This window comes from Nostoc sp. FACHB-888 (assembly GCF_014696655.1).
In the GTDB taxonomy this organism is placed as follows: domain Bacteria; phylum Cyanobacteriota; class Cyanobacteriia; order Cyanobacteriales; family Nostocaceae; genus Nostoc.
The window spans coordinates 1-10,424 of sequence record NZ_JACJQM010000022.1 but is presented as its reverse complement, the minus strand read 5'-3'; the positions used below and the strand labels follow the sequence as shown (position 1 = coordinate 10,424).

Below are 10,424 nucleotides of genomic sequence, written 5' to 3'. Positions count from 1 at the left end.
GCGTAGTTATGCAAATTGACCATGATGTTAATTATAAATGACATTCATTTCAGGTTATTGGCAACTAATACAATATGCATATTGTATTAGTTGCTTGCTGGTAACGAAATAATGGAGCTTTCACAGCTAAACATATAAACTGCATATTCGATTATTTCTGTCAATGTAAAAGTTGCCATCTGTACCAAGTTAATAACTTGATTCATACTAATACAAAGGAGACGATGCATAGTGAAAGGTCGAGAAACAAACGTCACAATCTTAATGGCTGATGATGATGAAGACGACGGCATCTTGGTTCGTGAGGCGTTGGCAGAAAGTCAATTGCCAATTGAACTATACATCGTAAGTAATGGTGAAGAGTTGATGGATTATCTTTACCACCGTGGTGGATATGCTAACAACAGCAGTTTACCGTATCCGGGTTTGATTTTATTAGATTTGAATATGCCTAGAATTGGCGGCCTTGAGGCGCTCAAAGAGATAAAAAATGACCCACAACTGCGGCGAATTCCAGTTGTCATCCTGTCAACATCACGAAGAGAAGAAGATATATATAATACTTACGAGTTGGGTGCGAACTCCTTCATTATTAAGCCAGTGACTTTTGCTTCATTAGTTGAGGTCATGAAGACGCTATTCAAATATTGGTTTGAAATTGTGAAACTGCCACTAGAAGCCGTGGGAGATAAACATGGACAATACCCCTATCAAAGTTCTGTTCATCGATGATGACGAAGATGACTATATTTTAACTCGTTATTGGTTGAGTGAATTTCAGGTAGCAAACTGCGAACTAGAATGGGTGAATAATTATGAAGCAGCAAAGAATGCGATCGCTCGTAACCAACATGACATTTATCTTGTAGACTACCGTTTGGGGCCAGACACGGGACTGGAACTTTTGCGCGAAGCAATTGCCAACGGCTGTTGTTCTCCGATAATTTTGCTGACTGGTCAGGGCGACTGGGAAATAGATATCGAAGCCATGAAAGCCGGAGCCGCAGATTATCTCGAAAAAAGCCAGTTGACCGCACCTTTATTAGAGCGTTCTATCCGCTATGCCATTGAGCGCAAACAAACAGAACAGAAAATCCGCGAACAAGCCGCTTTACTAGATGTTGCCACCGATGCAATTTTTGTGTGTGATTTAAACAACAAAATTTTATTTTGGAACAAAGGTGCTGAGAGTCTATACGGTTGGAAAAAAGAAGAAGCTATCAATAAGAAGACACAAGTTCTCTGGCAAGAAAAAAATTTGTCTCAAGTTGAAAAAGCACTCAGTATTATGATGAAACATGGCTCTTGGCAGGGCGAGTTACATCAAAAAACAAAATCAGGTAAAGAAATTATTGTTGAAAGTCGTTGGACACTGGTGCATGAATTCGGTAATAAAGCACAATCTATTCTCATTGTTAACACTAACATTACACAAAAAAAACAACTGGAAGCACAATTTCTCCGCGCCCAGCGATTGGAAAGTATTGGTACCTTAGCCAGTGGTATCGCCCACGACCTGAATAATATTCTTGCGCCGATTCTGATGACAGCTCAACTGTTTGAGGCACAAGTCCATGATGAGCGTTCTCGACGACTGTTGCAAATATTAATTACAAACGCTAAACGTGGGGCTAATTTAGTTAAGCAAGTATTATCCTTTACTCGCGGAATTGAGGGCGATCACACAATATTGCAATTAAAGCATTTAATAATAGAAATTAAGCAAATTATTAGAGAAACTTTTCCCAAATCCATTGAAGTTTCCACTCAAATTTCGCAAAATCTTTGGACTGTATCTGGTGATGCGACCCAATTGCACCAAGTACTGATGAATCTGTGTGTCAATGCTCGTGACGCTATGCCAAATGGTGGAACTTTAAAAATATTGGCAGAAAATCTCTTAATTGACGAAAATTACGCCAAGATGCATCTTGATGCTAAAGTTGGTCACCACATTGTTATTACTGTTACTGATGCGGGAATTGGTATTAAACCAGAAATATTAGATCGGATATTTGAGCCATTTTTTACTACTAAAGAACACGGTAAAGGTACTGGTCTTGGTCTTTCTACTGTACTTGGCATTATTAAAAGCCACAGCGGTTTTATCGATGTAGTAAGCGTTCAGGGAAAAGGCAGCCAATTTAAAGTGTATTTGCCCGCACAAGATGCCAGAGAAACTATAGAAGAACAAGAACAGCGATTACCTTCAGGGCAAGGAGAATTAATTTTAGTTGTAGATGACGAAGCTGCGATTAGAGAGGTGACAAAAACATCTTTAGAAAGCCATAACTACAAAGCAATCACAGCTAGTGATGGTATTGAAGCAATAGCCTTATATGCAGAACATCAAGATAAAATCTCTCTTGTATTAACTGATATGCTCATGCCAGCTATGGATGGGATAACTACTATCCGCACCCTGCGAAAAATTAACCCAGATGTCAAAATCATTGCTGTCAGCGGACTGACTTTGGCTGATAAAGTTAATACAGTTTATGGCATGGGTATCAAAGCCTTTTTATCCAAGCCTTATACAGCTAGCCAATTATTGCAAACTATTAGCACAGTCAAAAATAGTTAAGGATTGGGAATGGGGAATGGGAAATTGGGAATTGCTAATTTATTTGCCAAATTTGAAAGTTATAATTTAGTAACTCCTAACTTCTAACTACTAACTATTTAACTCCCCATGACTAAGGATGAAGTCTTAGCGGCTAACGCAGCTTTTTATCGAGCTTTTGAAAGAAAAGACATTGAAGCAATGAGTGCAATATGGTCACAAGGGACTGGTAGTTTTTGTATTCATCCTGGAAGTAATATACTGCGAGGTTGGAAGGAGATTCGCACCTCTTGGGAGCAGATATTTAAAAATACCGCTTATATCGAAATAAACACAGACATAATTTCTACAGAAATAAACGATAATATTGCCTATGTTATACTGAGGGAAAATGTGTTCCAAGTAGTAAATGGGAGAAGACTTGAAGCACAATCAACAGCTACAAATATATTTCAGTTTCTTGGCGGGAAGTGGTATTTACTACATCATCATGGTAGCCCAGTTTTCCGGTAACAGAATGCGAGAATGGGGAGCAGAGGGAGCAGGGGAAAAATAACTAATGCCCAATGCCCAATGCCCAATGCCCAATAACAAATGACTAATGACTAATGACTAATGACTAATCAACTCTACTGCATCTCGTCCATCGCAATTTTGTAAGTAAACTTTGACAACTTCTTCTTTAGCAGTAGGCAACTTTTTGCCAATAAAATCTGGGTGGATTGGTAATTCTCGATGACCCCTATCTACTAACACAGCTAAACGAATTACCTCTGGTCTACCGTAGTCGTTGACTGCATTCAAAGCAGCGCGAATCGTCCGTCCTTTGAAAATGACATCATCCACGAGTACAACTGTTTTCCCTGTAAGGTCAAAAGGAATTTCGCTTTTTGCTGGAGTCCGCAATCCAATTTTGTCGAGGTCATCTCGATAAAATGTAATGTCCAAAGCACCGACTGAAACGGCTACACCTTCTAAAGTCTCAATTTGACGCGCCAACAATTCGGCTAATAACGCACCTCTAGTATAAATGCCAAGAAGCACCAGCTGAGACAAGTCACGCGTCTTTTCTACAATTTGAGACGCAAGGCGAGTCAAGGTACGACGGATTTCTTCGGATGAGAGAATTTCAACTACTTTAGCAGACATAGCAAGTCATAAGTTAGGAGTGATCACTTAAGAGTTAGGAGTTTTTATTCTTAACTCCTAACTTTACATTTATCATTAGCTATTTGCGAGTATTAAGAATATTGCGATCGCTATCCCTAACCATAGCAAAAAACAATATCGAGTCAACTGTAAAGCATTCTGAATAGAAGTTGCAGTAATGGGATAAATAGCATCTCCTAGCAGTGGTTTGTACTTAGCTACCCCACAATACCAATTTGTACCCCCCATCTGCACGCCCAAAAAAGCAGCATAGGCGCACTCACTCCACCCAGAATTGGGGCTAGGATCGTTAATGGCATCCCGACAACAAATCCGCCAAACATCCATCGGTTTACCCGATAACAGCGCCAGAGTCACGACTGTTAACCGACAAGGTAGCCAAGTCAAACAATCTTCCAACCGCGCACAGAACCATCCCAAATAAGTATAGGGTGCTTCCCGGTAGCCTACCATTGAATCTAGGGTACTGCTGGCTTTGTATGCTAAAGCTAAAGGAGTTGGCCCTACAACTGGCACAAAAACACCAACAATTGCATAGAAAAGCGGAGCCATCACCCCATCGGTGGCATTTTCTGCAACCGTTTCTAAAACGGCTCGTGAAATTTCTGCTTGTGAAAGGTTTTGGGTATCTCGACCAACATAATTACTTAAAATCTTCCGAGCCTTCTCCAAATCTCCCACTGTTAAAGGTTCTAAAACAGCCACTGCTGCTGCTCGCAAACTTCTGCCAGCAAAACAACTAGCCAAAAGAATGCTATTTATTGCAATTCCCAGCAACGGATGAACCAATTTGGCACTTTGAATAATCAAAAAGCCAACAAGACCGCTACCAATTATTAGGATAATACCTAGTACAATTCCAGCTAGGCGTTGTGTAAGAGAATTTTTACACAATTGGAGGGAAAATTTAGTCAGGCGAGAAATTACCCAACCCATAACTTGCACTGGATGAGGCCAATTCCAAGGATCACCAATTAAGTAATCTAAAAGTGCAGCAATTATTAATATATAGATGCTATTGGTCATAGTTACGAATCAAGAGTCAATCAATTTTGGATTTTGGGTTTTGGATTGACCCCAACCAAGTTAGCGTAGCGTTACGAAGTCCGGGTACTTGGCTCTGATAGTGGAGTATTAGCGTACCCCTACGGGAATCTTGCTACGCACAGCGTCTCGTAGAAAGGAACGAGCGTCGGATTTTAAATTGAGGATTTTCAATTTGTTCCGCCCATGAAAGTGTTGTGGGACGAATTACCGGATGGAGTATCAACCAAAAAATCTAAAATCTAAAATTCGTAGTTAATATTTAGACTATTGACTATTGACTAAACCACAAAACTAGCTTCTTCTCCAAGGGAAGCTTGCCAGCTACGAGCATCGTAATAAAGGTCTGCCAAAGTAATACTGTACAAAGCTTCTTTAAGTTTTTGGTTGAGTCTCTGCCAGAGGCTAAATGTAACCCAATCTTCAGCTTGTGCAGGTGCTGGGGTGTGATGAGGTAAATGGCTAGTCTCGCCAACTGCTTCTAAAATTTGTCCTATAGATATTTGTGCAGGCTCTCTTGCCAATTGGTATCCGCCGATGCTACCACGAACTGATTTAACTATTGACGCACGACGCATTTCTATTAGTAGTTTTTCGAGGTAAGGAGCTGGGATATCTTGGCGTTTAGCGATCGCTCTGGCAGATACAGGGCCATATTTTGGCTGTAAACTCAAATCTAGCAACGCCTTCACACTATAGTGTCCTCTGGTAGTTAGTTTCATTTTGGCAAGCTTTGTTGTTTGTCCTTTGTCATTTGTAAATAACCAATGACCAATAACCAATTATCAATGACTAAGGATCAGTTTTACTTATCGTTCTGTAACTCAGTTATCATCCTCAGCAAGTAAAGAACTTTTCGAGCGTCAGTTTAGAAAACTTAAAACAAGTATAGTCTAGCAGTGATTCACTAACTATATATATAGTTATCAGCATTGCCAGGATTTTTTAAAATAGATTGTCTTGACAATATTGTTAATCACATAACAATTGTGGCTATGAGTGTAATATACTTGGCTAGGTTGAGATAAAAACTAAAGGATTATGTTCCTATTAGCTCAACGTCAGCTAAAATAAAATCGATTCCAACACTTCAAACATTCATTTTCGACATAAGTTGATGCCTAAACAGAAAAAAATTGAACCCCTACTCGGTGAAGAACTGCTCAAAAAAGTCAAAGAGCTAGAGAACGAGAGCAAAGAAGACAAAGCCAAAAAGTGCGGCTACTATACCGTTACCAAAAATGGTATAGAGCGCGTCAATATGATGAAGTTCTTAAATGCCCTAATTGATGCCGAAGGCATTCAGTTGGACAGTACACCCAGTGCTAATGGGCGTGGTGGACGTAGTGCTAGCTATAGAATTAGTGTGCAATCGAATGGTAACTTACTTATAGGTTCAGCTTATACAAAACAGATGAATCTGAAACCAGGAGATGAGTTTGTAATCACTTTAGGTAAAAAGCACATTCGTCTAAGACAGATAGATCCAGAAGATCGCGAAGATGATGAAACCATAGAAGCCACAGCTTAATAAATGGTCATTAGTCAATTGTCATTTGTCCTTTGTGAAAAGCAATGACCAATACTTTGGCTTCCTTTGGCTCCACTCAGTACAAGTGACCAATGACCAATGACCAATGATTAATGACTAATAACTATATCTGTGGTGGGTAAGACTGGTAAATAGTGGCGAAGTGCCTTGCGCGTAACTGCTAAATTGCACGTTAAAGCAATTTGCTCTCTTTCTAATAAACCCAAAATGTGATCGGGTTTATCTCGTGCTACCACTGGTAATTGATGCAAACCTCTAAGAGTCATCCGGTCTAAAGCTTCAGATAATAGTTCATCCTGCCACGCATAAAGAATTTCAGTAGTACAAATGTCTATGAGGGTTTGGCTGGATAAATTATCTGGAATTTCAGTTAGTGAATTTGGGTAAGTTTGCCAAAGAGCAAGGGCACGGTTAATATCTTCCAGAGAAAGTATACCAACTAATTGCTCTGCTTCATCAATTACTAAAGCAGTTCTGACGCGATCGCGGATCATTTCCACAGCTGCATCTAACACTCCAAGAGTTGCAGGTAACTTTTTTGGATAGGGATGCATGGCATCTTCTACCAAAATTTGCTGCATAATTTCCGCTTTTTCATCTTTCAATTCCGAAAGACCAATCTGTTGTAGATTAGAGTTAGAGTTGAAAGTTGGTTTAATCATTTCCACTAGCCAAACACTCAAACCCACTGCTGCCATCAACGGTAAAACAATGCGATAGTCGCGGGTTAATTCAAACAGCATTAAAATAGCCGTCAACGGCGCTCTGACACTACCAGCCAGCACTGCTGCCATTCCCACCATTGCATAAGCTGGAGGAGCCGCCATCTGATTGCAAATTGCCGGGAATACCACAGCTAAAATTTTGGCGTAAGCTGATCCAAAAGAAGCACCTAAAAACATTGCTGGTGCAAACAAACCGCCAATGAAACCACTACCTGTGCTAATTGCAGTCATCAGTAGCTTCATCACCAACAACGCCACCAACAGGTAGAGTGGAAATTCCACATCTTGAAGCATTGCTTCTACAGTTTCATAACCCACGCCCAAAATTTGCGGGAAGTGCAAAGCAACTGCGCCAATCATCACACCGCCAATAATTGGATGAATCGGTTCAGGGATTCGTCCCAAAAAGGCAAAACCTGGAACCTTCCCCGCAAAGCAGGCTTTTGCTGCCCGAATTGATTGAGTATAAGCCAGAGAAACTAGGCTGGCCCCTAAACCTAACCCAAGATAAAGGGGTAATTCCAAGGGGCTGCGGACTTGGTAAGCAGGTAAATCAAAAGCAGGTTGTGCCCCCAAACCAATTTGAGCAACTAATGCTGCTACCACCGCCGCTAGAAGCACTACACTCACAGCAGAAGTAGCGAAAGATGTAGCTCCCATCACCACCTCTAGGGCAAAAAATACTCCAGCGATGGGAGCATTAAATCCAGCCGCAAGTCCAGCCGCCGCGCCAGCACCCAAAAGCAAACGTTGTCGTTCTTGAGATACATTCAGGATTACAGAGAACAACATCCCAAAATTTGCGCCAATTTCTACACTCGGCCCCTCTGGTCCCAAAGAAGCACCACTTCCCAAAGAAACAGATGCAGCCAGCATTTTCCTAACTGGTCGTAGTGGTCGCCTAATCTCTGTTCCCTGAGAAGCAGCGATGAGAGATGAAAGTCCAGGGCCAAAGTCTTGAGTGCGCCAGCGCATCAAGCCAATGATTAATCCGCCAAGGGTGGGAACGCAGGCTAGAGTCCAAGCACCCCAAACACCGATTTGACTCATTAAATTTTCCAGCATCAACTGGTGAATCAGCTGGATTAAATAGTGAAATGTGACTACACCCATACCAGTACCACCGCCAATGAGCATGGCTAAAAACAGGACAACGGTTTCTGGGGATGGTTGAAAACGATTAATTAGGTAAGCTAAACGAACGGAAGGTGTAGGAAAGGCAGGTTGTTCCGTTACCTTCCTGTGTTGAGTGGGAGGCAGGAGAGTCATTGAGAGGCGAGGTAAATGTAAGAAAAAATTTAAATTTTTATCTGTTACTTATCATTGTGAGCCATTATTTAGCAACCAGACAAGTAGACTTTATTCGCTTGATTTACAAAGATTTAGTAAAAAATGTCATTGTGCAAATTTTTATGGGGAGAATAGTTAAATGGGAGACAATTATTATTTAAGGGTTAGCAATGCCTAGTTTCGGCTACGCCTACGCTAGTGGGGTGCGAGTGAGCGCTAACGCTCATCTTTCTAAAGACAACAAGTTTTTGTGGGCTGGGTGGACGCACCCGCAAACAAAAACTTGGAGTCATCCTTGCCTAAATCTAGCTATACTCGTGTTGCGACCATTGAGCCATCCTTGGTAGTAATACAATATATGTGTGATTTATGGCTGATGTCAGACCCTACTTGGAAGTCTGCTAAGTATTGATCGGAATTCAGTATAGCTATTGTTATAGAGCGAGTAAATGGACTAGGCGGACGAGGTAAATGAATATACACACCTTTGATAATCATTATGTTACTTGCCCAATTTGCCAAAGAAATGCTACGCCAAAGCCAATAAAAACGCGCATGGGCTTATTTTGCTGTCCCTATTGCCAAGAACGGCTAGTAGTTTGCCAAAGCGGTCATTATGTCCGTGATCCGTTTACTTGGAAACAATTGATGGTTGCTTCGTCGCTACGTCGTCAAAGCCGACCTTTAGCTAGGATTATCAGAGATTTTGTCTTGCTTAAGCGTCCTATAGTAGCCTTGGCTATAGGAAGTGCCATTTTCTTTAGTGCGATCGCTCTGACTCAGGAAAATACAAGCTACGATCACCAAGGGGTTCCCACAACAGAGAAAATTAATAAACCAGAAAACAAATCTCAGTAAATGGATTACTTTGGTATAAATCAAATCTTACTTTGATTTTTGTAATATTATAACTAAATACTTTTATGAAACCGTGTCTTATTGCCCCAAATAGAACGCGGTTTTACATCATATCCGCTTCAAGATCCACCTGATGAAACAATAAAGATCAGATTCTTTAATTTTTTGCAGGGTACAGCAGATGATCTGGGTCTAGCCAAACAATGTAGAAAATCTCGTCAATAGCTTACAAAGTTATTACAGCAAGAGCTATGAAGAATTTCCCTGCTTCTTATAGTTTAATTGTACTATTTTAAGCTTCTACTTAGTTACTTTTCGATTTACTGACATTAACCTTTTCTAGCTGCTAAATGGGCATAACCTCCCAGCCATTGAGACTTTTGAGCCTCAGATTTGAAGTTAAAAAGCCACATTTCTATCAATCCAATGATGACACTTTTGCGCCATAGTGCTTTTCTCTGATCTGTCCTAATTCTTTGCGATTTATCAAAATAAGCTTCCATAGAAATATCTGGCAATAACTGTAAATTCAAATCACGCATTATTTTCTGCCGAAATTTTAGATGCGATCGTAATAGTTCTTCAGGAGTTACTCTTTGTTGAACAACAACTATCCCCCTTGGGCGGCGTAAAAAGGCATAGACAATAGCGAGATTAGGAGAATTATCTCTAAAACTAACTGACCATTCTTGCTCTAAACCACTGCAAATAGCACAAAACACGATTGAACGCCCAGGTGTTTGTATCACTTCTGCAAAACAAAGATGTTTTGGATGGCAAAAAAGTCTAGCGACAGTAAGGGTAGATTCAGAGAGTTCTAAGTCACTAATTCTAGTAAAACCGAGGGACTCTAAAGCATTCGTGTAGTAATTGAAAGTCTTAGTATCTATTTGAGATAGAGCTTCTAACTGTGTGGGGACAAATTTTAATTGGCTAGAAATATTTGAGATAAATAGTATCTTTACAACTACCTCAAAGAATAGAATAAATGGAAGTATATAGGAATCATATTTGATTTCTGAAAAATACTACGAGATAATACGCAGGTGTGTATCTGTCTAACAGCGAACAATGATAAACCAGCATATACAATCCGCGATGCCTTCGGCGAGCTTCGCTAACGCAGAACTACAAGAATTTATAGATCATCGCCCAGATGCGCGTGAGGTGAGGAAGGCTTTGGCAGTTAAACTGGTTTATCAAGGCTACAAGTATGAAGAAA

11 protein-coding genes are annotated in these 10,424 nt (G+C 40.5%); 6 read left to right on the top strand and 5 right to left on the bottom strand.

Going from position 1 to position 10,424, the window contains the following annotated elements; translation table 11 throughout:
* The first annotated feature begins 231 nt into the window (after window positions 1-231).
* The 3 genes from H6G26_RS15810 to H6G26_RS15800 all read left to right on the top strand — a co-directional run bounded on the left by H6G26_RS15810 (window position 232) and on the right by H6G26_RS15800 (window position 3,076).
* Complete coding sequence (locus H6G26_RS15810; RefSeq protein WP_190730164.1) at window positions 232-732, top strand: response regulator; 501 nt, start codon at window positions 232-234, stop codon at window positions 730-732.
* A complete protein-coding gene (locus H6G26_RS15805; RefSeq protein ID WP_190730163.1) occupies window positions 695-2,584 on the top strand; it encodes a response regulator in 1,890 nt (629 codons plus the stop codon). The genes H6G26_RS15810 and H6G26_RS15805 overlap by 38 nt, the downstream gene beginning before the upstream one ends.
* A 108-nt stretch (window positions 2,585-2,692) precedes the next feature.
* On the top strand, window positions 2,693-3,076 hold the full coding sequence (locus H6G26_RS15800; protein ID WP_190730162.1) for a nuclear transport factor 2 family protein: 384 nt from the start codon (window positions 2,693-2,695) through the stop codon (window positions 3,074-3,076).
* Between the two features lie 99 nt (window positions 3,077-3,175).
* On the opposite strand, the gene pyrR is transcribed toward H6G26_RS15800, so the two are convergent.
* From pyrR to H6G26_RS15785, 3 genes are all read right to left on the bottom strand, one after another.
* Window positions 3,176-3,712, bottom strand: coding sequence for a bifunctional pyr operon transcriptional regulator/uracil phosphoribosyltransferase PyrR (gene pyrR / locus H6G26_RS15795; protein WP_190730161.1), 537 nt, complete (start codon window positions 3,710-3,712; stop codon window positions 3,176-3,178).
* A gap of 75 nt (window positions 3,713-3,787) precedes the next feature.
* Window positions 3,788-4,759, bottom strand: a complete 972-nt coding sequence (gene cbiB / locus H6G26_RS15790; RefSeq protein WP_190730160.1) for an adenosylcobinamide-phosphate synthase CbiB — start codon at window positions 4,757-4,759, stop codon at window positions 3,788-3,790.
* A 299-nt stretch (window positions 4,760-5,058) separates the two neighbouring features.
* A complete protein-coding gene (locus tag H6G26_RS15785; protein ID WP_190730159.1) occupies window positions 5,059-5,499 on the bottom strand; it encodes an Rrf2 family transcriptional regulator in 441 nt (146 codons plus the stop codon).
* 395 nt (window positions 5,500-5,894) lie between these two features.
* On the opposite strand from H6G26_RS15785, the gene H6G26_RS15780 reads away from it, so the two are divergent.
* On the top strand, window positions 5,895-6,308 hold the full coding sequence (locus H6G26_RS15780) for an AbrB family transcriptional regulator (RefSeq protein WP_190730158.1): 414 nt from the start codon (window positions 5,895-5,897) through the stop codon (window positions 6,306-6,308).
* Window positions 6,309-6,418: 110 nt separating this feature from the next.
* On the opposite strand, the gene H6G26_RS15775 is transcribed toward H6G26_RS15780, so the two are convergent.
* Window positions 6,419-8,323 carry a chloride channel protein gene (locus H6G26_RS15775; protein ID WP_190730157.1) on the bottom strand — a complete coding sequence of 635 codons (1,905 nt, stop codon included), beginning with the start codon at window positions 8,321-8,323 and terminating at the stop codon, window positions 6,419-6,421.
* A gap of 191 nt (window positions 8,324-8,514) precedes the next feature.
* Between H6G26_RS15775 and H6G26_RS15770 the strand changes: the two genes are divergently transcribed.
* Together H6G26_RS15770 and H6G26_RS15765 are read left to right on the top strand one after the other, a co-directional pair.
* Window positions 8,515-8,691, top strand: a complete 177-nt coding sequence (locus H6G26_RS15770) for a hypothetical protein (protein WP_190730156.1) — start codon at window positions 8,515-8,517, stop codon at window positions 8,689-8,691.
* A gap of 124 nt (window positions 8,692-8,815) precedes the next feature.
* Window positions 8,816-9,202, top strand: a complete 387-nt coding sequence (locus tag H6G26_RS15765) for a hypothetical protein (RefSeq protein ID WP_190730155.1) — start codon at window positions 8,816-8,818, stop codon at window positions 9,200-9,202.
* Between the two features lie 329 nt (window positions 9,203-9,531).
* Here H6G26_RS15765 and H6G26_RS15760 read toward each other — a convergent pair whose 3' ends face one another.
* Window positions 9,532-9,951, bottom strand: a complete 420-nt coding sequence (locus H6G26_RS15760) for a hypothetical protein (protein ID WP_190730154.1) — start codon at window positions 9,949-9,951, stop codon at window positions 9,532-9,534.
* Window positions 9,952-10,424 lie beyond the last annotated feature (473 nt).

What these genes read in the sequence shown, in the direction of transcription:
- H6G26_RS15785 (WP_190730159.1), bottom strand. Translation starts at nt 5,499, where the DNA reads ATGAAACTAACTACCAGAGGACACTATAGTGTGAAGGCGTTGCTAGAT.
- H6G26_RS15805 (WP_190730163.1), top strand. Translation starts at nt 695, where the DNA reads ATGGACAATACCCCTATCAAAGTTCTGTTCATCGATGATGACGAAGAT.
- pyrR (WP_190730161.1), bottom strand. Translation starts at nt 3,712, where the DNA reads ATGTCTGCTAAAGTAGTTGAAATTCTCTCATCCGAAGAAATCCGTCGT.
- H6G26_RS15770 (WP_190730156.1), top strand. Translation starts at nt 8,515, where the DNA reads ATGCCTAGTTTCGGCTACGCCTACGCTAGTGGGGTGCGAGTGAGCGCT.
- cbiB (WP_190730160.1), bottom strand. Translation starts at nt 4,759, where the DNA reads ATGACCAATAGCATCTATATATTAATAATTGCTGCACTTTTAGATTAC.
- H6G26_RS15765 (WP_190730155.1), top strand. Translation starts at nt 8,816, where the DNA reads ATGAATATACACACCTTTGATAATCATTATGTTACTTGCCCAATTTGC.
- H6G26_RS15775 (WP_190730157.1), bottom strand. Translation starts at nt 8,323, where the DNA reads ATGACTCTCCTGCCTCCCACTCAACACAGGAAGGTAACGGAACAACCT.
- H6G26_RS15800 (WP_190730162.1), top strand. Translation starts at nt 2,693, where the DNA reads ATGACTAAGGATGAAGTCTTAGCGGCTAACGCAGCTTTTTATCGAGCT.
- H6G26_RS15780 (WP_190730158.1), top strand. Translation starts at nt 5,895, where the DNA reads ATGCCTAAACAGAAAAAAATTGAACCCCTACTCGGTGAAGAACTGCTC.